The 23,867-nt window shown below is 48.8% G+C and carries 17 protein-coding genes and 1 tRNA gene; 12 read left to right on the forward strand and 6 right to left on the reverse strand.

Translation table 11 applies throughout. From position 1 onward, the window contains the following. The first annotated feature begins 55 nt into the window (after nt 1–55). Complete coding sequence (locus KK083_RS05960; RefSeq protein ID WP_254161693.1) at nt 56–2,482, forward strand: FtsX-like permease family protein; 2,427 nt, start codon at nt 56–58, stop codon at nt 2,480–2,482. Between the two features lie 31 nt (nt 2,483–2,513). On the opposite strand, the gene KK083_RS05965 is transcribed toward KK083_RS05960, so the two are convergent. Further along, a complete protein-coding gene (locus KK083_RS05965; RefSeq protein WP_254161694.1) occupies nt 2,514–3,824 on the reverse strand; it encodes a M20/M25/M40 family metallo-hydrolase in 1,311 nt (436 codons plus the stop codon). A 35-nt stretch (nt 3,825–3,859) separates the two neighbouring features. Continuing rightward, nucleotides 3,860–4,564: a porin family protein gene (locus KK083_RS05970; RefSeq protein ID WP_254161695.1), complete on the reverse strand. Its 705-nt coding sequence runs from the start codon at nt 4,562–4,564 to the stop codon at nt 3,860–3,862. Nucleotides 4,565–4,820: 256 nt separating this feature from the next. Between KK083_RS05970 and KK083_RS05975 the strand changes: the two genes are divergently transcribed. Then, nucleotides 4,821–5,435: a hypothetical protein gene (locus tag KK083_RS05975; protein ID WP_254161696.1), complete on the forward strand. Its 615-nt coding sequence runs from the start codon at nt 4,821–4,823 to the stop codon at nt 5,433–5,435. 27 nt (nt 5,436–5,462) lie between these two features. Here KK083_RS05975 and KK083_RS05980 read toward each other — a convergent pair whose 3' ends face one another. Then, on the reverse strand, nt 5,463–6,503 hold the full coding sequence (locus tag KK083_RS05980) for a hypothetical protein (RefSeq protein WP_254161697.1): 1,041 nt from the start codon (nt 6,501–6,503) through the stop codon (nt 5,463–5,465). A gap of 848 nt (nt 6,504–7,351) precedes the next feature. On the opposite strand from KK083_RS05980, the gene KK083_RS05985 reads away from it, so the two are divergent. Together KK083_RS05985 and KK083_RS05990 are read left to right on the forward strand one after the other, a co-directional pair. Next, complete coding sequence (locus KK083_RS05985; RefSeq protein WP_254161698.1) at nt 7,352–7,918, forward strand: hypothetical protein; 567 nt, start codon at nt 7,352–7,354, stop codon at nt 7,916–7,918. Nucleotides 7,919–8,011: 93 nt separating this feature from the next. Continuing rightward, on the forward strand, nt 8,012–9,325 hold the full coding sequence (locus KK083_RS05990; RefSeq protein WP_254161699.1) for a WG repeat-containing protein: 1,314 nt from the start codon (nt 8,012–8,014) through the stop codon (nt 9,323–9,325). Nucleotides 9,326–9,582: 257 nt separating this feature from the next. Here KK083_RS05990 and KK083_RS05995 read toward each other — a convergent pair. Then, a tRNA-Arg gene (locus tag KK083_RS05995) sits at nt 9,583–9,654 on the reverse strand. Nucleotides 9,655–9,858: 204 nt separating this feature from the next. On the opposite strand from KK083_RS05995, the gene KK083_RS06000 reads away from it, so the two are divergent. The 8 genes from KK083_RS06000 (at nt 9,859) to KK083_RS06035 (ending at nt 18,883) form a co-directional block, all read left to right on the forward strand. Further along, entirely contained in the window at nt 9,859–11,607 is a 1,749-nt protein-coding gene (locus tag KK083_RS06000) for a tetratricopeptide repeat protein (RefSeq protein ID WP_254161700.1), read from the forward strand. A 186-nt stretch (nt 11,608–11,793) separates the two neighbouring features. Continuing rightward, a complete protein-coding gene (locus KK083_RS06005) occupies nt 11,794–11,994 on the forward strand; it encodes a hypothetical protein (RefSeq protein ID WP_254161701.1) in 201 nt (66 codons plus the stop codon). Between the two features lie 452 nt (nt 11,995–12,446). Beyond that, nucleotides 12,447–12,809, forward strand: coding sequence for a four-helix bundle copper-binding protein (locus KK083_RS06010; protein WP_254161702.1), 363 nt, complete (start codon nt 12,447–12,449; stop codon nt 12,807–12,809). A 251-nt stretch (nt 12,810–13,060) separates the two neighbouring features. Then, complete coding sequence (locus tag KK083_RS06015) at nt 13,061–13,696, forward strand: response regulator transcription factor (RefSeq protein ID WP_254161703.1); 636 nt, start codon at nt 13,061–13,063, stop codon at nt 13,694–13,696. 139 nt (nt 13,697–13,835) lie between these two features. Continuing rightward, on the forward strand, nt 13,836–14,696 hold the full coding sequence (locus KK083_RS06020; protein ID WP_254161704.1) for an N-acetylglucosamine kinase: 861 nt from the start codon (nt 13,836–13,838) through the stop codon (nt 14,694–14,696). Between the two features lie 43 nt (nt 14,697–14,739). Then, nucleotides 14,740–16,287: a glycoside hydrolase family 10-like protein gene (locus KK083_RS06025; protein WP_254161705.1), complete on the forward strand. Its 1,548-nt coding sequence runs from the start codon at nt 14,740–14,742 to the stop codon at nt 16,285–16,287. A gap of 156 nt (nt 16,288–16,443) precedes the next feature. Continuing rightward, entirely contained in the window at nt 16,444–17,481 is a 1,038-nt protein-coding gene (locus tag KK083_RS06030) for a metallophosphoesterase family protein (RefSeq protein ID WP_254161706.1), read from the forward strand. 136 nt (nt 17,482–17,617) lie between these two features. Continuing rightward, the gene (locus KK083_RS06035; RefSeq protein ID WP_254161707.1) at nt 17,618–18,883 is read left to right on the forward strand and encodes an exo-beta-N-acetylmuramidase NamZ family protein; all 1,266 of its coding nucleotides are present in this window, start codon (nt 17,618–17,620) and stop codon (nt 18,881–18,883) included. 62 nt (nt 18,884–18,945) lie between these two features. Here KK083_RS06035 and KK083_RS06040 read toward each other — a convergent pair whose 3' ends face one another. Beyond that, nucleotides 18,946–21,894: a serine hydrolase domain-containing protein gene (locus KK083_RS06040; protein ID WP_254161708.1), complete on the reverse strand. Its 2,949-nt coding sequence runs from the start codon at nt 21,892–21,894 to the stop codon at nt 18,946–18,948. Between the two features lie 132 nt (nt 21,895–22,026). Then, nucleotides 22,027–23,856: a RagB/SusD family nutrient uptake outer membrane protein gene (locus tag KK083_RS06045; RefSeq protein WP_254161709.1), complete on the reverse strand. Its 1,830-nt coding sequence runs from the start codon at nt 23,854–23,856 to the stop codon at nt 22,027–22,029. Nucleotides 23,857–23,867: the final 11 nt, after the last annotated feature.

Here is a 23,867-nt window from a genome sequence, read left to right on the forward strand (position 1 = left end):
TGGCCTGGAATCGAGCGACCGCCAAAAAAAATCAGAAACGCAAACCAGTTAAACAATGATCCTGAATCACATCAAAGTTGGGTGGCGGATGCTGCTCCGTACAAAAGGGTATTCTGCTATCAACGTAGGCGGTCTGGCGATCGGCATGGCGGTTGCGACTCTCATAGGCTTATGGGTGCACGATGAGCTGTCGTTCAACAGGTACCATAGCAACTACAACAGCATTGTACAGTTGTGGCATGGTGAAACAAATCCTGATACGCAGGAAATCTCCGGTGGGCTGGCGATGCAGTTTGCGCCCGCGGGTGTTCTCAAAGACGACTATCAGCACTACTTCAGGCATGTTGTCAGATCGTGGTGGACCGGCGACTATACCCTGGCGACTGCTGACAAGAAATTCCGGCGAAAAGGCAAGTTCATGGAGCCAGCCGCCATCGGGGTTTTATCGCTCCGCATGCAAAAGGGATCTAACGCAAGCTTAAGCGATCCCAAAGGATTCATACTTTCAGCATCAACGGCAGCGGCTATTTTTGGTCCGGAAGATCCCATCGGCAAAACGCTCAGGATAGACAACAACATTGACGTGCATGTTACCGGTGTGTACGATGATATTCCGGCGAATAGTACGTTCGGCGATGTGCAGTTCATCGGCACGTTTGCGCAGATCCAGCAACTCAAGCCATGGATTGGCAAAGACCCGTCGGACTGGGAAAACACCTATCTGCAATTGTACGCACAACTTCAGCCGAATGTGACAGTGGAATCCGTCAACGCAGGGGTTAAGGACGTGTACCTGAAGTATCTTCCTGACGATCTGAGAGCTTACCGTGATAAGTATGCGCCCTTTCTCCAGGTCGTGCCCATGAGCACATGGCATCTCTATTCGGAGTTCGAAAATGGAAAACCTGCCGGAGGACGAATCGTCTTTGTCTGGCTCTTTGGCATCATCGGTGCATTTGTACTTTTACTGGCTTGCATCAACTTCACCAACCTGAGCACGGCGCGTTCGGAAAAGCGGGCACGTGAGGTTGGTGTCCGAAAAACTGTCGGCTCGATGCGCGGGCAGCTCGTGGCACAGTTCCTGAGTGAGTCCTTCGTTGTCACCGTTCTTGCCTTCGTGATAGGGCTTACGTTGGTAACTTTTTCAAAAGATCTTTTCAACACTGTCTCGGGGAAAAAGATCGCATTGCCGTTCGACAACCCGGTGTTTTGGGGTATTGGATTGGTGTTCCTGGTAGTGACAACGTTGCTGGCGGGAATATACCCGGCTTTTTACCTGTCTTCTTTCCGGCCGGCAAAAGTGGTCAAGGGAGCTGTCAATGCGGGGCGGTTCGCCTCGTGGCCGCGAAAGGTGCTGGTCGTTGTGCAGTTCGCCGTCTCGACAACGCTGATCATTGGTACACTGGTGGTTTATCAACAGGTTCAGTATGCGCGAAATCGCCCCGTTGGTTATGACCGTCAGGGCTTGATCTCCATCGACCTGAGTGACCAGGAGTATAAGGGCAAGCAGCATGTGTTGCGTAACGAACTGCTGGCTTCTGGTGTAGTGCGTGCGGTCTCATTTTCTTCCAGTCCGGTGACGGCGATCTGGAGCTCGACGGGTGGTTATGATTGGAAAGGAAGAGACCCGAACTTCGATGCAGAGTTTGCGGTTTGTCAGGTCACGCCCGAGTTTGGTAAAACACTTGGCTGGAAGGTGGTGGAGGGCCGCGACTTTTCCGCTGACCTTGCAACCGACACGATAGACGCCGTGATCCTTAACCAGGCGGCGGTGAAATATATGGGGTGGCAACATGCCGTGGGAGAGACCCTCGTCGACATCAACGCCGAGGATGGTGCCGTCAGGTGGTCAAAGACCATTATCGGCGTGGTGGAGGACATGGTGATGGAGTCGCCCTATGAACCTGTAAGCCCAACTATTTTCTACTTCAAGAGTCAGTCGGCGGCGCTGATGAATATCAGGATCGATCCTGCTGTGAGCGCGGTCGATGCACTTCCCCGGATCGAACGCGTCGTAAAGTCGATCGTGCCCGCTGCGCTTTTCACCTACAAGTTTGTCGATGACGAGTATGCTGCCAAGTTCAGCCAGGAGGAACGTGTGGGTACATTGGCAGGCATCTTTGCAGTGCTGGCTATTTTTATCTCATGCCTCGGCTTGTTTGGCCTCGCTTCTTATGTGGCCGAGCGTCGCACGAAGGAGATCGGCATCCGTAAAGTGATGGGCGCAAGCGTCACCACGTTGTGGCGCATGTTGTCAATGGATTTCGTTGTGCTCGCCATTATTTCGTGCCTTGTCGCCATGCCGGTAGCGTGGCACTTCACCAAGATGTGGCTCGCCAAATTCGAGTACCGCACGGAGATCTCCTGGTGGGTGTTCGTCATCACTTGTTTGCTGGCGGTTGTGGTCACGTTGCTCACGGTGAGCTACCAGTCGATCAGGGCAGCGAAGATGAATCCGGTGAATAGTTTGAGAATGGATTAGGGGAGTCAGATGGATTTGAGAGGCAATAAAGTTATTTGGCTGGGACCTGAACTTCCATATTTTTCTCCTGGGTGAGCCGGTAGATGTAAAGCGCTGTGCGTTTGGTCAGATCTTTCAGTGTACGCAGATCAATAGACTCTGTCAGGCTGTGCGCTCCGCCGCCATTGACACCGAGACCATCTATGCCACTGAGATAAGAAGCTACGTAGGATATATCGCCCGCACCGCGCAATCCTGGATCCCATGGCTTCACTTCACCAAGTCCCATATCGACGCTGGCTTTGCTGAGCGTGGCTAATAACTTATAGTTTCCTTCTGTAGGCGGCATAGCTGGGATACCGTCTTCAAATGTAATGGTTGCATCAGTCTGCGGTAGATGCCTCGCCACGATCGCTTCCATCTTCTTTCGTGCATTGATCTTTTGCGCTTCCGAGATGAAGCGGAGATCACCTTGCACGATGGCCGTTTCTGCCACCACGTTAGATTTGCCGGAAGCCTTTCCTTCGTTAGGGCTTATCTCCGCCGTTGAGCCGCCAACAATCATTCCCGGATTAAACGTAAGATACTGCTCAGGCAACTGCGTATAAAACTCCTGAAGGATACGAGAGGCTTCATAGATTGCCCCGGCGCCGACACTGGGTGAAAAAATACCTGAAGAGTGAGCGCGTTTGCCTGTAACGGTCAACGTCCATCCACTTGAACCGCGGCGTGCAACGGTTCCGTAATTGAAGCCTGTTGCCGTTTCAAAGGCCAGTGCATAATCACTGCGCATAGCGGCATCAATTATATCTTTTCGGCTGATCGATTTCGGATTTCCACTGCTCTCTTCATCACCATGCAGGGCTACAATGATCTGTGCGTCATCGATAGCATGCGCCTGCATCAACGCCTTCAGTGCAAAAAGCATGAGAACATTTCCCCCCTTCATGTCATTAACACCCGGACCGGAAGCTATCGAGTCCTGAAATTTCCATTCTTTGAACTGACTATCCGGTTCAAAGACAGTATCGAGGTGGCCGATCATGAGCAATCGCTTTCCTTTCTTGCCTTTATGTTCAGCAAAAAGGTGCCCGGCTCTCTTCATCTCTTCCGGCATGTCGATCCAGCGTGTTTCGAACCCGATCCCTTTGAATGCATCATCCATGATCTTTCCCACTTCTCTCACACCCGCCAGGTTGTTGGTGCCGCTGTTGATGTTCACCGTTTGCTCAAGGAGCTTCAGGAACTCGGTGTGGTTCTTCTCTACGAATGAGAGGATCTGCTTTTCTTTTTTGCTGATGTTCTGGGCGGTTCCGGAGAAAGTGAAAGCTAAAAAGCCAATAAGGATCAGGTATCTTTTCATGATAAGAATATTCCCTATCTTCAGTGTTCTATCTCTTATAACTTGTATCCAACAGACACCTGCATCACGCTGTTTCTATATTGTAAGCCCTGATGGTAATCTTGTGCCGCACTATTTCTCAAACCTTGTTCATATCCAACACTTAAAATACAGTTATGATACGCGAAGTCGATGTTGGTTCCGACTCCAATGTCTAATCGCTTTAATGTTGTGCCACGCAGCCAGCTTCTGTTTTCGTCAAAAACACCATTTCCAAATGTTTCCCAGTCTGTTTCTGTGGCGCCGTCACCCCAGGTACCGCTATTTAATTTTTGCCTTGTTTTTCCTCCGATACCATATCCAACGTAAGGTCCAACTCCCAATACAATGTTAAAACCGTTTGTAACGCTTACCTTGAATGCTCCATATACGGGCACAGTTAAGTATGACGCATTGAACGTGTGCGTATCATCCGGTGGTGATGGTATGTATTTGCTTCCGTTGAGAGCATGTACTTCGGCATTTTTGGTAGCGTAGTATAATCCTGATTGAATTAAGAACTTTTCTGACAATGAATATTCAAGGGTACCTCCAATACGACACCCTAATTTTGAAGTAGTACCAGCGGCATCATTAACTATTGCATTTGACAAATTCAGACCAGCCTTTATTCCAAAACGCAGTGGCAGTTTTTGTGCTGATAAATTTAAGTTTATAAACAATGAAACTCCTGCAAGCAATAAAACCCTCAGATTATTCATTTTATTAAAATTTTATATCTCAATATATTAAATATAGTTTAAGTTGAACGCGCCTTTTTGTTGGACGGCGTTATTTCAACCTGAAACCGTTTTGTTAGGGCATATCCGATAAAGGAAATGGCTTAACAGGCTTGTATATTTAGCAACCCTGTCAATAGCGGTGAAAGTTTTAAAATTGCCTCTTTTCTCATTCATTAATGAAGGCCATGGTACATTTGTGTCGGATATCCCGACTCCGGCAGCATCCCTTTGAACAATGACAACTAAACTGAAAATAGAAAGAATATTGCCCGTTGCAGGACAGGGACAATACATACTTGTGCGGCCAACTGTTTCGGGACAAGAATTCACGATATCTGAAAAGACATACCTGGGCAACGTTGAGCTTGACAAGCACCTGGACATTCCGGGAAAAATAAAGGAAAACGGTGATCCTGATGTTGACTTGTATTCAGTTAAGTTAAAAAACGATCACGAAGTTTTTAGATTAAAAGAAGATACTATTGTCGAGCTGGTTCCTGGTAATCTGCCATGTTTACCGCCCTGGCATTTCGTTGACAGCGGATTGAATAATCAACTTGAAAAAGAAATCGGCAGGGGACACGTTCTTTACGGAAGGGATGTCAAGACTATAGCGAGGCGACAAGACAACGACGATGTTTTGTTTGCGGTTTTTGACGCTGACTTTAAGTACGCCAAAGTGCACCTGACATGGTCTCAGTCAAAGCTGGTCGACAACTGCTATCCAATGAACCGTTATCACGGACAAATGTGTGAAGATCGAGGTTGCTATATATCTGGACCTTGTATTTGCAGCGATGAATACGGAGATTGTGACGGCGAAGAAAGCGGAGGGATTGATTTAGAATAACTACCCTCCCCCAGCTTCCAGGTTATGTTAATTACAAAAGGTGTCGTAAGTAAACTTCTTATTTCTTGCAATGTTTCCCGCAGGTAGGTTTGTATAATCTTGCGTTATGCTTCCAACAACGCAGGCCTGGAGAATTCCCTTGTCGAAGGCGAATGGCCAATCCATATCATCCGTAAATGACAGAGTATAAAATTCGTGACTGCCCGTACCTGGGTCGTTTGTTGTATACACCCGCGAGCCCCCGGTGTTGTAATTTGTAAAATAGTGTGTATTAGGATTATTCGTATCCCCGTTGCAACCCTTGTAGTAATATACATACGCATTGCTGATTTGAAGGCTCCACGAAACTGTTCGTGCCTCAGGGGCAAGCACCCATGACGTGTGCAGGTTTGGCCTTCCTTCCAATTTGATTTTGGTCCATAGTTTTACCGTTGTGGAGTATGGATCGCAAGAGCCTATGGCGTGCGCACCGGTTTCATACGAAACATTCCATTCGTTTACATACTTGCGTCGACTATAATCTCCGAGGAGAAATTCATACTGATCTCCGCCATAATCGAGCGTTCCGTTCAGCCAACCGGATACTTTGCGACCGGAATTTCCTGATGCGCTCTCCAGGGATTTCATTCCATAGTGACCGATGTTCTTCGAACTTGTTATCTCAGCCTTGCCAAACTCATTTACGTTTTGATAGTATTTGATGCCATCGAGAAATTTGATAACATCATCGCCAATCTGTATAATGCCTTCACTGTTAAGTAACCTGCGATAGACTTGTGGCAGTTGATCATTATATCGCTGAAGTGTAACCGGCATGTCTTTGCTACCATAAAGTGGCGAAACGGTTTGTTCAAGCGATACGTAATCAAAGCCATTTAGTTTTTGGATTACCTCTGCCGCGTTAGCAGACTGAAGCCCGTCCAATAAGTTGTTGAAACTTTCATTGTCGCGAAATACAAGGCGACCATCTACGACACTGACATCACGATGTGCGGTGGGTGCCACCGGCTCGCTGCACGAGGCTGTCGCAGTTGCTATCACTGCGACATAAAGGATTTTCTTGATCATACAATTTTGTTTTTTGTGTATGCACAAACGTATGTTCCTGGGGGCCTTCAGGCAATACTTCTTAGTAAGTATTGCGCAAGGCTGCATGGCAATAAAATACTCCAAAAGAAGTATTGCGCGTTAGCAAAAAGGTGGTCATTCGTATCGCACCTATTTATACCTCATCTTTTAAAATGAGGACAACATACGCAGAAGAATATAGAGCATACATATGGGAACTTGCCCTTCTGTCAGACTTCCTCTTTTGATGGAGCTATATTTCACCGACTTAAATTGGCTTGTATAGAGCCATGAAAGGCTTAAAAGTTGTATCTTTTTATTTGAATAACGTAGCCAAGAAGTGGGACATTAGTATCTTGTACATCCCACGTTGTGTAGCAGCCTTTATAACAATTAATTGCAGATTTATGAGAATATCGGCTCCGTTCATACTGTTGATTTTAATTAGCTGCAACCGGACAGAAATTTCCGACAAAAAGAACACGAGAAAAGCGCCACTGACCGACTATTCTTACACGTATATTGATGCTGAATCAGGTTCACTGATTCCACTGGGCTAGACGTAATAATACAAAACAGCTTACCGAAAGGTGTAGGGTACGTTACCGGAAAAAACTTTGATAGGATATTATGGACCCGTATAATTAATCAAGCTGCTATTAATCCTAAGGAGGAGGTTCTTTTCTATATCGGAGTGCGTTTTGTCGGGTGGGCGGTGTTGTGCGGAGAGGACTCCTCTTAAGAGAACATAACTTTTTTTATAATATTAGAGGCGTACCCAAAAGCTTGACTCAACATCAATTCCGTGTGGACAGATTGTTCTTTATAGTAGAGCAGCCCTTTGAACAATGACAACTAAACTGAAAATAGAAAGAATATTGCCCGTTGCAGGACAGGGACAATACATACTTGTGCGGCCAACTGTTTCGGGACAAGAATTCACGATATCTGAAAAGACATACCTGGGCAACGTTGAGCTTGACAAGCACCTGGACATTCCGGGAAAAATAAAGGAAAACGGTGATCCTGATGTTGACTTGTATTCAGTTAAGTTAAAAAACGATCACGAAGTTTTTAGATTAAAAGAAGATACTATTGTCGAGCTGGTTCCTGGTAATCTGCCATGTTTACCGCCCTGGCATTTCGTTGACAGCGGATTGAATAATCAACTTGAAAAAGAAATCGGCAGGGGACACGTTCTTTACGGAAGGGATGTCAAGACTATAGCGAGGCGACAAGACAACGACGATGTTTTGTTTGCGGTTTTTGACGCTGGCTTTAAGTACGCCAAAGTGCACCTGACATGGTCTCAGTCAAAGCTGGTCGACAACTGCTATCCAATGACAAAGACGTATAGAGACTGGGCTGATGTTTATGAGAATTTATTTGTTCCTGATAATAAAGATTGGAACTAAAGTGCCACTGTCAGCAATAGCATGGCAAACTTTGAGCTTTATTAAATCATTTTAATGCTAACTTTGGTCAGACTGTTTGAACGTAATATTCACATGCTGAAGACTGTTCTGATCCTCGCGTTGACTCTTGCAGGTTTTATCAGCCGCGCCCAGGATTCCCTCGAGTTTGCTCAGGTTTACTACAAGAATGCCTGGCATATCATTGACAAGCGGGGCAATTTCATTTTAAACCAGGGCTATCGAGTAGGGATGTATCAAAACTTGTGTTTTACAGACAACCTGGCTATGTCGATCGCGGACAACAAGGTTGGCTTCACAGACTTCAAAGGCAATCAGGTTATTCAAAACAAATTTGATGGCGCACATTGTTTTGTTTTCGGGTATGCACCTGTTGCAGTTGGCGATAAGTGGGGCATTATTAACCGAAAAGGGAAGTTTATAATTGAACCAGTTTACGATTATGCTGGTGGCTTCGGTCCCGAAGGATTAGCCGGTCTACTGAAAGACAATCGCATTGGTTTTGTTGATACTACCGGCAAGCTGGTAATACCTTTTAAATACCATTGGGCAAGACTATGGAACACCACGCCTGACTATCCATTTTTCGTTAACAACCGAATTTCCGTCATCGTGGCAGACAATGAAGAAGAGATACAAAACGGAAAATCAGGATGTTTGAATACCAAGGGTGAGTTGGTGGTTCCTGCAACCTTTGATTTCATATCATATTTTGAAGATGGAATTGCCACCGCGAGAAAAGATGGTCGACTCGTCTTGATTGATACCGTGGGCAATATCGTGCAACAATTTCCAGAAGTTGTTCAATCAATTTACTTAAGCCGTAACCATGCGATTATCCACGGAAATGACGGTCGCGCTGGTTTGATGAAAAGGACTGGTGAAATTCTCTTGGAGCCTAAATACAATGGCATTGACCCTTTTTCTGAAGGGTTCGCAGCTGTACAGATCGAAAGCGATGAAGTAGGTGTAAAATCTGCCTTCATTGATACGACAGGTCGCTTTGTGTTCGACAGGATTTTCGGGTTTATCAGGCCTTTTTCGGAGGGCTATGCGGCTGTTGAGATCAACGGCAAATGGGGCTTCATCGATCGAAAGGGAAAACAAGTCATTGAAGCGAAATATGATGATGTCAAAGATTTCTCCGATGGCTTAGCGATTGTAGGAGTGAAGAGTGGGGAGTCTTTCCGCTACGGCTACATTGATACGACCGGAAGTATTGTTATCAAACCTGCTTATGCAGATGCTGGTTATTTTGAATATGGACTAGCACCAGTCAAAATCGGTAAGAAGTATGGCTTTATTGACAGGACTGGTCAAGTCATAATCCAACCCAAATACGACAACGCATTTTCTTTTCAACGAGAAAGACTTGGAAATTTTGATTGAATGTCTTCTTCATCGTCACCTCCACGTGGTTTAAGTTACGGTGAATGATTACTTCAAATCAAGATGTCCATTTAGTGGACAGGTTTGATTCTCATCGAGTTAGACGATATCCGGTGAATGAATTTTAAAAATTATTTTCATTCACCTGATCGCTCACCAATGAATTGACTTTTGATGAATCTTTTGTAGGTCACAAAAACAAAAACCGCCCATCCTTTCAGATTAAGCGGTTTTGATTTCTTTTGATTGCTCTGTTGTAGCCCCGGCAGGAATCGAACCTGCATCTTCAGAATCGGAATCTGAAATTCTATCCATTGAAATACGGAGCCGGATAAGCTGCAAAAATAGAAATAAGTGCAGGTAATGCAAAAATCATTTTCAACCGGTCCACCATGGGCGAGACGGGCGCCTGACGTTACCCTGGTAGCCAGAATTCCTTTGATCACCGCAGGCCCTGACGCCGGTGATGGCAACGGTCCACAAATGTTTATCCCGGTTCACCTGCCTGATGATTTCTGTTCTATATTGCCAGTATGATGAGCCTGTGCAGACCGCTCCTGTTGCCCTTACTGCTGTTAGCACAGTTTGCCGGTCAGGCCGGCGATTTTGACACCCTGAGCACCGTGGCCCCCGAAAAACGTGTCGCCCTGGCCCGGATCATCTACAAAAAAGAATTCCGGAGGGTGGACTCGGTAAGGGCCTTCCAGGCATTTGAAACCCTCTTCAAGCTTGCCCAAAAGCTCAAAGACCGGCAGCTCGAATGTTCCATCCCCGATCTGCAGGCCGACTATTTCTCCGTGAACAGGGGCTTCAACAAACTGAGCCCCGTATACCATCAGCAGGCCATAGACCTCGCCATCCGGTACGATCTTCCCATGGAAACCGCCCTCTACACCCTCAAGAAAGGACTCTTTTACAATACCTTTAAGCATTACGTTGAGGCATACCGCTACATCCTGGAAGCGTACGACCTCTTCAAGGCGGTGGGTTTCGAGCACGTGCCCGAGATCACCACGCACCTGCATACCATGGCCAATTTCTATTATCATATAGAAGACTTCGAAAATACCCGTTTGCTGCTCTCCGAGGCCATCCAGTACAAAGCGTCGTCGCCGACCGAAGAAGCCAATATGACCAACACGCTGGCGCTCACTTACCAGAAGCTGGGCGATGACCAGGGTGCCCTTACCTATTTTAACAGGGCGCTGGCGGTGGCACGTGCCGCGGGTGACTCCGCCTGGATCGGCATCCTCTCCGGCAACATCGGGGCGATCCATTATAGGAGAGGTGAGTACGACAAAGCCATCAAAGACCTTGCGCTCGACTGTAAGCTCTCACTGAGATACGATCAGTGGCGCAGTGCTGCCGCGGCAATGCTTACCATGATCCAATGCCATCTGTCCATGGGAAACATGGCGAAAGCCGATTCGTTGCTCAGGCTATCGGTGCCGTTGCTGGAGCGGGTGGATGAACTGGAGCTGTGGATCTCGTACTACGATACCATGGCCCTGCTCTCGGAAAAGAGAGGGCAGGTTGATGTAGCACTGACCTACAGGAAACAGTACAATGCCGCCAAAGACAGCCTTCAGGTGGTTAATGACCTGGCGGCCGTGAACCGGTTCAAGCTCAAGTGGGAAATGGACAGGCACAAGGCTGAAGTAGACAAGCTTAAAACGGAGGCGACCATGGAAGTTTACAAGCGCAATTCGCTTATCGCCATGCTGCTGTTGCTGATGGTGATCTCGGTGCTTACCTACAACCGCCAGGTACTGAAAAGGAAAAAGGAGAGAGAGCTGTTTGAAAAACAGGAAGCCCTGCTGCAATCGGAAAAGGCGAGAACGATGGAAGAGCTTCAGCACGCCACCCAAATGCTCGACCGTTATACCGAGAACCTGCGGCAGAAAAATGCGCTCATTGAAGAATTCAAGACTGAAATTGAAAACCTGCAGCTGCAGCATGCCGGCCCTGATGAGGAGCGGATCGGCGTGTTGCAAAAGCTCATGAGTGCAAACATCATGACCGATGAGACCTGGGATGAGTTCAAAAAATTGTTCGACAAAGTTCATGCAGGTTTCCTGGTGCGCCTGCGCGAGCGGTTTATTCAGGTAACGGAAACCGATATCAGGCTCCTGACCCTCCTGAAGCTGGGACTGAACAACCGTGAAATGTCAAACATGCTGGGCGTGACCACTGAGGCCATCAAAAAATCACGGCAACGGCTGCGCAAAAAGATCAACCTCCCGGAAGGTGAGAGTTTGGAGGAGGTTGTTGCAACGATCTAGGACAGTTTCAAGTTTCAGATTTAAAGTTTCAAGTTGTGCTACGATCCATAGCGCTCCCTTCTTAGCCGAAGCACCCCCTCAACTTTAAACTTTAAACCTGAAACTTTAAACCAGCGAGCTTTGTCCCCTATTTGTCCCCCCGCGTCATGACGTGAAGACCGGTCGGCGTGGCATCTTTGGCGATCCATGAAGAAGATCATGAACCAGGGAAAACGATCGCTGCCGCAGGTTGATTATGTTACCATACTCATCATCCTGGTTTTTTTGGCGATGGCTTTGGGTGTGTTCTTCTATTACCGCAATCGCCTGAACATGATCCAGGAAGAGCTCAGGCAAACAGGTTTTCAGGTGGAGAAAAAAACAGGAAAAATGACGGCAAACCTGTGATTGGAGTTTGTTATTTTTTTCATTAGTTGGTTTGAAAGCCGGTAAAAATGTTGCCGGCTTTTTTATTCCGTAATTGCATGTTCAAACGTGCTTTTTTATACGAGACTCTCCGTACCTCGTACCTCGTATCTCGTACCTGCTAACACTCATATTGCCCACGAGCACTAATCTTCCTTCACGGAAAGTGTTCATGTCTCTACAATGTTGTTAGCCGGCAAATTGATCGCGCACCGTTCGAATCACCGTTGAATGGCAGCATAGATCGACTGGCAGCACGTGAGCTTTTGGGGGCCCATAGCCGGGGTGTTGTCAGGAGAAATTTATGATTTTACGCCCTGGCAGTGATAAAGACGCATAAAGATATTCAACCGCCCGTGCGGCCATTGATCGTAAATACATTGAGGAATGACCGCAGCGGCCATAGTTTCACAATCAACTAATTACCGTGTGTTATGATAGCCTATACCTCAACATCGGATGTTAACCACATCGTCAATGTGCTAACAGAATGTGCGAAAGCGTGCAGAAGTCTTACCAACCCGGCGGTACGAAGTTTTTCATTTTCACGCATCCCGAAATTTGTGCAGCTGCTGAACGACTGTGCCGCAACCTGCGATCTGGCGGTGATCCTCATAGAACGCAAATCGCATATCATCTTTGACTTTCTGGAAGTATGTGAAGAGCTCTCCCTTGAATGCGCCTGGGAGTGCAGCAATTATGGCTACGAGATCTGCGAACAGTGCGCGAGCGCCTGCGAGCGGGTGGCAAAAGCGTGTTTGCCGTATATTTTGGAGAACAATACCGTTGAGGCCTGAATGGTTTTGAGTCCGCAGTCGACGGTCCACAGTCCACAGCAGTGAGTGTATAGGACACTCGCATGCTTCGTTAGCGTGTTCAAGGAAACCGGGAATAGAGGCTGTTAGGCCGCTGGCTACTGGGGAAAAACAACAAAAAGCGCGAAATCTGCTTCCTAACATCCCACGTCCGTGGACTGTTGACCGTGGACCGTGGACTTTTCATTTTAAACCCCTATCTTGTTACCCTGAAATACCTGAAAGACAAGGGGATGACAAAAGTTATAATCGCAGACGACCATCAGATGTTCATTGATGGCCTGAAATCGATGCTCGAAGAAATAGATGGCATCGAGGTGGTGGGAGAAGCCAGGAATGGCAAGGAGGCAGTGGAGCTCTGTGACAAGGGAGATGTGGATATCGTGATCATGGATATCAGCATGCCTGTGATGGACGGTATTGAGGCCACCAGGGTGATCAAGAATAACCATCCCGATATCAAAGTGCTGGGCCTGTCTATGTACAACGACAGGAATTTTATTGCCGACATTCTGAAAACAGGCGCCAACGGATACATCCTGAAGAACACAGGCAAGGAAGAGCTGGTGCATGCCCTCTCAACCCTGCAAACGGGCGGTTCTTATCTCGGCGTAGAAGTAAGCAACACCTTGCTGGGCAGCTTCCTGAAGAAGACCAATGCACCCCACGTCATCGAAAAGCTCTCCGAGCGCGAGATGGAAGTGCTCGGATGCATAGCCACAGGGTTGACGACGCAGGAAATCGCCAAAAAATTATTTATCAGCAAGAACACCGTCGAGACCCATCGCAAAAACCTGCTCTACAAGCTGGAAGCCCGCAATACAGCCGAGCTGATCACCAACGCTTATAAGCGTAGACTTTTCCAGTAACACCGCCTTTTATAATCCCTATTTTCAGGGATTGTGTTATACCCTATTTTCAGGGATTTAATTATGATCGATTAATGACAGATTTGTAAGGTATAGGAGCACCGAGGTGCTTCTTTGTGATCTACCTTAATTTGTACCGATGATACTTATCGCCGATAGCGGTTCTACCAAAACAGAATGGAATTTAATTGATGAAGCTGGAAAAATATCTGTCAGCATAACGAGCGAAGGATTGAATCCTTACTTCCTCTCCGAAGACGAGATCGCCGTTGTCATCAGCAATAAAGTTCTCCCGAAAGTATCTCAGGTTGAAACCGTTTTCTTCTACGGCGCAGGTTGTGGCATGCCCCAGAAAGCAGCGCAGGTAAAACGGGCTATCGATCGTGTCATTCCCACTGCGTCAGGTGCTGAAGTATCTGGCGATATCCTGGCCGCTGCACGAAGCCTGCTGCAGCATGAGTCGGGCGTGGCCTGCATTCTCGGTACCGGTGCCAACTCATGTGTTTACAACGGCAGGGAGATCCAGGAAGGAGTGCCGTCGCTGGGTTATATGTTTTCCGACTGGGGAAGCGGAACAGTGATGGGAAAAGATTTTCTGTCGCTGCTGCTGCAAGGCAGATTGCCCCAGCATATCTCGAAAGATTTCGAAGATGTGTACCAGCTCAACCGCATGCAGATCATGGAAAGCGTATACAACAAGCCAATGGCCAACCGTTTCATGGCTTCATTCACACCTTTCCTGCTCAAGTACGCCGAAGAAGATTGTGTAAAGGAGATCATCCTTTCCAACTTCAGGAACTTTTATGAGTACTATGTGCTCCGGTACAAGGAATCACAAAAGAACAGAACGGTCAGCGTCATCGGATCCGTGGCTTATCATTTCAACACCTACCTGGTGGAAGTTGCCAACGAGCTCGATATCAAAGTGGCAAAGATCCTGAAACATCCCATGGAAGGACTGATCGGCTACCACAAGAGTGCCCTGTCTGTGAGCCACTGATAAGCAGGCTTACGGCCTCTGTATATTTTCTGACATGCTACTGATGAACATTCGTTATATACTTTTTCTATGCCTTTTGGTGTGTGGCTTCACCGCCAGCGCCCAGTACAATGCTAAGCGGGAGCTGCGCGCTGCCTGGATCGCTACCGTGGCCAACATCGACTGGCCCTCCCAGAAGGGACTTACCTCACAGCAGCAACAGGCTGAATTTGTTGCCATACTCGATCACCTCAAATCGATAGGCATGAATGCCGTGATCGTGCAGGTCAGGCCGGTAGCCGACGCGTTATATCCGTCGTCGTTCGAGCCGTGGTCTGAATATTTATCCGGAACACAGGGTCAGCACCCCGAACCTTATTATAATCCGCTCACCTTCATGATCGAGCAGGCCAGGCTGAGGGGACTTGAGTTCCATGCATGGTTCAATCCCTACCGCGCCAGCATGAAGGCCGATTTTGTTCATGCAGCCGGTCACCCGGTAACACTGCATCCGGAGTGGTTCCTCCGTTATGGTGGCAAGATGTATTACGATCCCGGTCACCCGGAAGCGCGTGAATTTGTGCTGCAATCCATTATGGAGACCGTGAAGCACTACGACCTCGACGCCGTACACTTCGATGATTACTTCTATCCCTACCGTGTAGCCAACGAAGAATTTCCCGACAGCTGCTCTTACGCAGACTATGGCAAGAGCAGGTTCGAACATAAAGACGACTGGCGAAGAGATAATGTCGACTTCTTTGTAAAAGAGCTTGCCGGTAGAATCAGGAAGGAGAAACCACACGTGAAGTTTGGCATCAGCCCATTCGGTGTGTGGCGGAACATCGAAAAAGATTCCCTTGGCTCCAACACAAGAGCGGGTGTGACCAACTATGACGACCTGTATGCCGATGTGCTGAAATGGCTGAAAGAAGGTTGGATCGATTATGTGACGCCGCAGCTCTACTGGCAGATCGGATTTGAAAAAGCAGAGTATAAAACGCTTGTGGACTGGTGGAGCAAAAATGCTTTCGGCAAACACGTTTACATCGGCCAGGGTGCTTACAGGGTAGGAGAGAAGGGTTGGGAGAATCCGGAGGAGATCAACAACCAGATCGCCTATAACCGGTCCGTTGCGGGCATTCAGGGCAGCATGTATTTCAGCACCAAAACTTTCATGCAGAACAAATCGGGCATCAACGATAAAGTAAAACGTTTGTATCCGCATCATGCGCTGGTGCCCGTGATGTCGTGGATGAAAGGGCAGCCCGTGTATGCGCCGCAGCTCGATACCATTGCAGGTACGCCGGCAAGTGGACTGAAGCTTGCATGGAAAGATGCGCAGAACAGCGCCACCAGCTACTACATCATCTATCGTTACAAAGGCGCAGCTCCCGGAGGCCTTGACGATCCTACGAACATCGTTGCCATTGTTCCGCGGCAGCCGGCAGCAGTACAAACCTGGATGGATACGAAAGCAGAAAGACGCACCATTTACACGTATGTGATCACGGCGGCAGACAGGCTTCACAATGAAAGCGAAGGCGGCAGCGCTTATACGGTGAAGACAAAAGGCAGGAAGGGAAAGATCAGAAGTGTAACAGCACGCTGAGAGAAATACCGCCATTTTCCACTCGTGTAAATCCCTATTTTCAGGGAGTGGATTGATCAACTTAATACCAACATTTGCCCTGGCTTTCGGGAATTTAGTACGCTGAACGCGATAATGTTTTCGTAACATTTTCCTGACCGTAAAACAACACAGTTTGTGAGCAACAGGCGCAGCTTTATTAAAACATTGTCGCTGGCAGGAGCGAGCTTGGGCTTATTAAAGCCCGCAACATCTTCTGCGGCGGAATGGTCTGCAAAAAGTAAGGACGGATTTTCGTTCCTGCACCTGACAGACATGCACGTGCGCAGAAAGCGGCAGGGACATATCGGTTATCAGGCCTGTATCGACGCGGTGAATAAATTTGACCGCACTGCAGACTTTGTGCTCATGGGTGGAGATGGTGCCTTTGATGGCAACTACACAGCCAAAGAAGAGTTCATTGACCAGATCGATCTTTTTAAAGGCGCATCCGATAAGCTGAAGATGCCGTACTATAATTCGATCGGCAATCACGATGTGCTCGGCTGGAACGCACGCAGGAAAGTATCACTCGATGATCCGGACCTGGGCAAGAAGCTGATCATGGACAAGCTGAAGATGCCGAACAGCTACTACAGCTTCGATCACAAGGGCTGGCACTTTGTGGTGATGGATTCCATTTTTCCCGTAGAGGCCGACCATGGAATAGGGTATAAAGGTGCTTTCGGCGAGCAGCAGCTGGAGTGGTTGCGTTTTGACCTGGGCAAACATTACAAGATGCCTACGGTGGTCATGACGCACATCGCGGCCTTCTGCCACATCGCACAGATGAATGGCGACGGAAAATTCAACGCCATCGGTCACATGGTGGTGGAAGACACCGTGAAGTTCCGCCAGATCATAGAACGGCACAATGTAAAGGCGGTGTTGCAGGGACATAGTCACGTGCCCGAAGATTTTTATTACAACGGCGTCTGGTATATCACAAGCCAGTCTGTGAGCGCGGCATGGTGGGGAGGCAACTGGAAAGGATTTATGCCCGGCTATACCGTATTCCATACCGCAGGAGAAACCCTGCGCTGGGAACGCAAAACATTCGAGTGGCAGCATCATCTCGAACCAGAAGATACACTCGAGCGTCAAAAGATAGCCGAGTACGAGGCATTTGAAAAAAAGCAGGCTGAGCTTCTTGAAGAAGAGACTGCTAGGAAATAGATGCGAGACATGGGATGTGAGATATGAGACAAATGCAAGGTGGCTCCAAGTCTCAAATCTCATCTCATATCTAGTCTAAGAATTGGGTTAGGGGATTAAAATGGGTGGCTGTGGAGGCCACCCCCCCTTTTTTCAAATGAAGAACATCTCCTTTTTACATCGTCCGCTGCTGCTGGCGTTCCTGCTTAGCAGCACTGCTTTTTCAGATCACAAACCTTCCGCTGATCCGCGGGTGATCATCGGCGCAGAACGGTTATTCACACCGGAATATTTTTCCCTTATCAAAGGCAAACGTATCGGACTGGTCACCAACCACACCGGGTTGTTGCCTGACGGCCGTCACCTGGTGGACGTGCTCTTCAAAAACCCGGAAGTAAAACTGACGATGCTCTTCGGACCGGAGCACGGTATCAGGGGCGATGCCGATGACCATGTGGCCGATGGCAAAGACCAGGTTACGGGTTTGCCGGTCGTTTCCTTGTATGGAAAAGTGCGCAAACCCACGGCAGAAATGCTGAAAGCGGTAGACGTGCTGATCTTTGATATCCAGGATATCGGCGCGCGGTTCTACACCTACATCGCCACCATGAACCATGTGCTGGAAGCTGCAGCCGAGAACAACATACCGTACATCGTGCTCGACAGGCCCAACGCCATCGGAGGTGTCTACGTAGATGGTCCTCTTGACGATGAGAGCGCAGTTCCCGTGACAGGCGTGGGGCAGCTGCCTGTTGTTCATGGGATGAGTGTGGGCGAATTGGCCCTGATGTTCAATGGTGAGCGCAAGCTGAAACAACTTCCCCAGGCGAAGCTCACCGTAATTCCGGTAACGAATTATAAACGCAAGCAGTGGTACGACGAGACAGGACTTCCGTGGATCAAACCATCGCCCAACATGCTTACCCTGACAACGGCCGCCGTGTATCCCGCCACATGCCTGCTGGAGGGAACAAACGTATCAGAAGCCCGCGGCACATTGCATCCCTTCGAGCACATTGCAGCGCCCTGGATCAACGGTGAAGCGCTGGCGAAACAACTGAACGGCTACAAGCTCCGTGGCGTTACATTCCAAAAGGCTACCGTGAAGCCTGACAGTGTTGTGGATGGTGTCAGGATCTATCCACCCAAGTTCGTAGGGCAGCAGTGTGAAAGTGCCCGCATGACGATCACCGACAGGAACGCCTTCGAATCGGCGCGCGCCGGCGTTTATATCCTGCATGCATTGCTTACGTTGTATCCAGATAAAGTAGAGCTTCGCGACAAACGCCTCGATAACCTTCTCGGCACCTCCAAAGTACGCGAGCAGCTGAAAGCGGGAAAGTCTCCGCAAGAGATCGTGAAGCAGTGGGATAAAGGCCTCACGAATTTCAAGAAGACAAGAAAAAAATACCTGATCTATTAAGTCGTCAGACCACTGCTGGTGCGAAAGGCTTGCGCGGAGTGGTCCGACGACTATTCACTTCCCTACAACGGCGATTTGATCAACGCATCATACATCACCTGCTGGATCTTGGTGCGGGTGTTGAGTCTGTACAAGCGTGTGTTGTCGCGCGTTGGGTTTACACGGTTCGACAGGAAAATATATACCAGTCCGGTTTGAGGGTCCATCCATACGAACGTGCCCGTGAAACCGGTGTGCCCGAAGCTGTCAGCGCTGGCACCCTTCGCGGTGTTGTTATTCTCACCCGCGTATTCGAGGTTGGGTTTATCGAAGCCCAGCGCCCGGCGGTTGTTGAGCTCCGGAAACTGCGTGCGGCTGAACTCCTTTAATGTTTCAGCGCTGATATAACGTTTGCCACCGTACTCACCCATGTTGAGATACATCTGCATCAGCTTGGCCAGGTCGTTGGCGTTGGCAAACAAACCTGCGTGACCTGAGATGCCGCCCATCATTACAGCGCCTTCGTCGTGCACGCGGCCGTGGATCGGCTCATGCCTGAACGCAAAGTCATGCTCTGTGGGAACGATCCTGCTCTTGGGGAACTTCTGAAAAGGGTTGTAGGTCACGGTAGTGGCTCCCAGCGGTGCGTAGAAATTCCGCTGGATGTACGGATAAAAATCTTCCTTGATCATGCTCTCCACCACCCGCGGCGCAAGAATGAAGAAGAAATCTGAATACACATACTTCTTCTCTTTCAGCAGCGGCGATTTGCGGATAGCCTTCACGATCTTATCAGGATATTTGTGATGCAGGTACATGTTCTGCTTCAGCTTGATCGGGTAATTTTTCGAAGAATCGCCTTTGATGGTGTGCCACCGGTAGCTGCCATTTTTCCGCAGCGTGTTCTTCCAGAAAGCGATCCAGGGCTGAAAACGCGCCTGGTGCGTGAGAATGTCTTTCAGGGGAAGGTCCGCCTTGTTCGAGCCTTTGAATTTAGGCAGGTAATCGGCCAGCGTATTATCGAGGGTGTACTTCTTTTCATCGTACAGCTTCATCAACGCCGGAAGACCGGTTGAGACCTTGGTAACGGAGGCGAGGTCGTAAAGGTCGGTGCGTTTTACTTTCACGGTATCGCTGTAGTCCTGATAACCATAAGCCTTGTACATCACCACTTTTTTGTCTTTGGCCACAAACACTTCGCAGCCAGGGATAGCCTTGGCGTTGAGCGCCTGTGCTACCAGCGAATCGATACGCCCGAAAAGGATGTCTGAGCGCATGCCTGCATCTTCAGGAAGGGTGTACTTGAAGCGGATCCCGCCTTGCACATCAAGGCCGTAACCTGCCATGTATTTGGTGCCAACACTCACCGGCATGCGCCCGTTTGCAGAGATGCCGCCAAAGATGAGCTGTGCGGCAAGCTCCTGTGCATTGACATTATCCTGGTAAGTAACAACAAGCCCGTCAGCGAGCTCGATGTCTTTCAGCTTGTCCAGCACATAAGGATTTTTAAATACCGCCATGATCACGTTCGGCTTCGCGGCGAGCACGCTGACAAACTCTTGCACCTGGGCAGAAAGGGTCAGTCTGTTCGTGGGCCGGATGCCATCGTCATGCACGGCGCCGATCACCAGGTTGTATTTTGCCAATTGTGTTCTCAGCTCGTCGAGTTGTGCGGTAGTGGCGTCTTTGGAAACAGTGAAATATTTTACATCTGTATACAGGCTCAGCGTTTGCTGAAAAGGTGTTGCCTTGTCAGTACCGAAAGAAACAGCAGCGATGCGAAGCGTATCCAGTGCCTGCAGCGGCATGAGGTTGCGCTCGTTGTTCAGTACTGTGAGCGATGCTTCGGTCAGCTTGCGGCTCAGCAGTTTTGCCTGGGGCGTATTCAGCTCTTCAGCGATGCGGGCGATCTGAACAGGACGATAGCGGTTCAATCCTACCCATTGTTTCACGGCCAGCATCTTACGGCAGCGGTTGTCGATCTCCTGCTGCGTAATAAGGCCTTGTTTCACTGCCTTGCGGATCTCGGCGATGGCCAGCGGAATATTTTCAGTGAACTCCAGCACATCGTTGCCTGCCACAAGCGCATTGCGGTCTACCACACCGGGTTCATTGCCCGCGGTAACACCTTTCATGTTCATGGCGTCGGTAACCGTAAGTCCTTCGAACTTCAGCTCTTTTTTGAGGAGGCTGGTGATGATGTTCTTCGATAACGTGGAGGGTACCCTGGAAGTGTCGAGCGCGGGAATATTTAAATGGGCTACCATGATGCCGCCGATGCCGGCGTTGATCAGCTCGCGGAAGGGATACAGCTCCAGCGTGTCGAGGCGCTCACGCGGATGGCTGATCTGTGGCAGTGCGTAATGCGAGTCGGTGCCGGTGTCGCCGTGGCCGGGAAAATGTTTAGCAGTGGTAAGCACACCGTGGTCCTGCATGCCTTTCATGTAGGCGATGCCTTTTTGTGCTACGTTCTTTTTGTTCTCGCCGAATGAGCGATAGTTAATGACAGGATTATTGGGATTGTTGTTCACATCCACCACCGGTGCAAAGTTCACGTGAATACCTGCGCGCCGCGCCTGCCGTGCTACTTCTGTGCCCATCTCATAGAGCAGGTTGTTATCCTGGATGGCGCCCAGGGTCATCTGGTAAGGATAGCTGATGGTGCTGTCGAGGCGCATGCCGAGGCCCCACTCTGCATCCATGGCGATGATCAGGGGTACTTTTGATGCAGCCTGGTATTCGTTGGTGAGGCTTGCTTCCCGGCCAGGGCCGCCCTGGAAGAAGATCAGGCCACCTACTTTGTGTTCCTGGATAAGCTTCAGCATCTCCTGCTGGTGCTCCGGCCCACGGTTGGAGTATGCGGCCGCCACCATGAGCTGCGCGATGCGTTCATCGGGGGTGAGTGTCTTCATCACGGAATCAACCCAGGGGCTGTTCATGTAGTTGAGAAAAGGTGGTGCATGCTGGGCGCTTGCTGTGCAGCAGAAGAAAAAAAGGAGCGCCGTACTGAAATAATAAAATGATCTTTTCATGATTAAAGTAACGAATTCATGGTGGATGCTCTTCAACCATTAATGTAATAAGCTGAAAAGCTTTTTAAAAGAATAAGGCCTTCTCCAAAAGCAATTGAAGAAGGCCTTACTATTATTTGGTTCTTAATCAAATTAATTCCAGCCTGGGTTCTGAGTAAGGTGATAACCTTTCTCTTCGTACTGGTTGATCTCGTTGTTGCCCAGGGGTGCCAGATAAACCCTGTCATTGAAAGCGTCGCGGTTAGAAACGTTCTCAGGAACGTAGTAACCTACCATCTCAGCCTTATTGGTTCCGTTGAAAGTAACAACGGTTCCGTCTGCTTTTTCAACTTTGAGGATATTTACTTTGGCAGTTCCAGTCAGGAATGAAGGGAGCTCAGTATTGAAATCGACCCATGGTCCGCGCAGAAGGTCAGGGTTGGTGGCAGCGTTCATATAGTCAAGCTTCTTCCAGCGTTTCAGGTCGAGCAGGCGTGTGTGCTCATACACAAACTCCATCCTGCGTTCTCTCCTGATCTCCCAGAGGATCGGAGAAACGGTGGCATCGCGGTCCGGATCGTTAGGTACGGCAGAAAGCAGCAACGGAGCCGTCTTCTGAACACCTTTACCGATCGCGGCCTGATCCAGCGGACGGTTGCGGATGGCATTGATCGTTACATCGATGTCTGCTTGTGTCAGCGCAGTACCGCCCATGGTTTCGAGCTCTGCTTTTGCTTCAACCAAATTCAGCGCTACTTCTGCGAGGCGCAACACCGGTGCATCGTTTGTATTGGTGCTTGAGCCGTATTGCGGAGGATAGGTGGAACCGGCAAACGTCGGTCCTGTTCTGTCGATGAATTTATCAGCATACAACAAGGTAGCGGAGGTAGTCCTTACAGCATCCCAGAAAGTTGCTTCAAAGCGCGGGTCGCGGGTTGTCTGCAGCGTAAGCACATCTAACTTATCTGCATTCGGTACCGCCGATAACTTGTAAGGCTGACCGTCTCTGGCAATAAATGATCTGATAAGATCGAGATTCGCCGCCGGGCCCTGGCTTTCAGTAGTGTTTGAATACGAAGCGATGGCGTGTGTTACACCCAGCGCAGCATCGTACGTTCTGTACAGCAGTACCTCCTTGTTGGTGGCAAGGCTTTCTGATCCGAACAGCGAGCGGAAATCAGAGGTGAAAGACCATTTGCCTGATTTGATCACCATGTCTGCTGCCCTTACGGCCTGGTCGAGGTATTTTTTCGCCTTCTCAGTATTTCCGAAGTGATACTTCTGATAAGTGCCTTCAAACAACATAAACCTTGAAATGAAACCTGCAGCGATGTAACGGTTCAGATACTGAATGTTGCCGTCTGACTCGCGCATGTTCGTCATCACGTATTCAAAATCATCATACACATGATCCATCACCACGGTCCGGTCGTCACGGTCTTTGTACAACTGATCCAGCTCGGTCTCTATTAGTACGTGGTCATAATAAGGTACGTTTCCAAACACGCTTACCAGCCTGCTGTATTCAAAGCCCCTGAAGAACCGGGCTACAGCGCTCCAATGCTTATAGGGCTCTTCCTGCAGATAGGTGTCTTTCATTTTTTCCACCCGTTCGAGCAGGAGGTTTGATTTCCGTACCCATGCAAAATCCCAGGTAGGACCGCTATAAGTGCCAAGCCAGGCAGCTGTTTCCAAAAGAGAGTTCCTTGAAGCAGGTGCCTGCGTTTCAAATCCGCTTTGTTTTCCGGAAGAAGTGAGGTCATCGTTGAAGGTATAACCACGGAGCGGAGCGTAATCAACACCAAAGCCGCTGTTGTATCCTACAAAGTAGTTCGGATAGAAACCGTTAACGTAAAGCCTTACGTTGTTTTCATTTACCCATAAGGTCTCATCATTCATCTGTGTCAATGGTGGCCTGTCAAGAAAATCCTCGCAGCTACCAAGAGCGAAAGCGATAAACAGTATGATCGAATATTTTTTCATGATTCTTTAAT

This window comes from Chryseosolibacter histidinae (assembly GCF_018598225.1).
GTDB lineage: Bacteria > Bacteroidota > Bacteroidia > Cytophagales > Cyclobacteriaceae > Chryseosolibacter > Chryseosolibacter histidini.

What these genes read in the sequence shown, in the direction of transcription:
- KK083_RS05990 (WP_254161699.1), top strand. Translation starts at nt 8,012, where the DNA reads ATGCTGAAGACTGTTCTGATCCTCGCGTTGACTCTTGCAGGTTTTATC.
- KK083_RS05965 (WP_254161694.1), bottom strand. Translation starts at nt 3,824, where the DNA reads ATGAAAAGATACCTGATCCTTATTGGCTTTTTAGCTTTCACTTTCTCC.
- KK083_RS06005 (WP_254161701.1), top strand. Translation starts at nt 11,794, where the DNA reads ATGAAGAAGATCATGAACCAGGGAAAACGATCGCTGCCGCAGGTTGAT.
- KK083_RS06040 (WP_254161708.1), bottom strand. Translation starts at nt 21,894, where the DNA reads ATGAAAAGATCATTTTATTATTTCAGTACGGCGCTCCTTTTTTTCTTC.
- KK083_RS06025 (WP_254161705.1), top strand. Translation starts at nt 14,740, where the DNA reads ATGAACATTCGTTATATACTTTTTCTATGCCTTTTGGTGTGTGGCTTC.
- KK083_RS06015 (WP_254161703.1), top strand. Translation starts at nt 13,061, where the DNA reads ATGACAAAAGTTATAATCGCAGACGACCATCAGATGTTCATTGATGGC.
- KK083_RS06010 (WP_254161702.1), top strand. Translation starts at nt 12,447, where the DNA reads ATGATAGCCTATACCTCAACATCGGATGTTAACCACATCGTCAATGTG.
- KK083_RS05975 (WP_254161696.1), top strand. Translation starts at nt 4,821, where the DNA reads ATGACAACTAAACTGAAAATAGAAAGAATATTGCCCGTTGCAGGACAG.
- KK083_RS06045 (WP_254161709.1), bottom strand. Translation starts at nt 23,856, where the DNA reads ATGAAAAAATATTCGATCATACTGTTTATCGCTTTCGCTCTTGGTAGC.
- KK083_RS06035 (WP_254161707.1), top strand. Translation starts at nt 17,618, where the DNA reads ATGAAGAACATCTCCTTTTTACATCGTCCGCTGCTGCTGGCGTTCCTG.
- KK083_RS05985 (WP_254161698.1), top strand. Translation starts at nt 7,352, where the DNA reads ATGACAACTAAACTGAAAATAGAAAGAATATTGCCCGTTGCAGGACAG.
- KK083_RS05970 (WP_254161695.1), bottom strand. Translation starts at nt 4,564, where the DNA reads ATGAATAATCTGAGGGTTTTATTGCTTGCAGGAGTTTCATTGTTTATA.
- KK083_RS06020 (WP_254161704.1), top strand. Translation starts at nt 13,836, where the DNA reads ATGATACTTATCGCCGATAGCGGTTCTACCAAAACAGAATGGAATTTA.
- KK083_RS05980 (WP_254161697.1), bottom strand. Translation starts at nt 6,503, where the DNA reads ATGATCAAGAAAATCCTTTATGTCGCAGTGATAGCAACTGCGACAGCC.
- KK083_RS06000 (WP_254161700.1), top strand. Translation starts at nt 9,859, where the DNA reads ATGATGAGCCTGTGCAGACCGCTCCTGTTGCCCTTACTGCTGTTAGCA.
- KK083_RS05960 (WP_254161693.1), top strand. Translation starts at nt 56, where the DNA reads ATGATCCTGAATCACATCAAAGTTGGGTGGCGGATGCTGCTCCGTACA.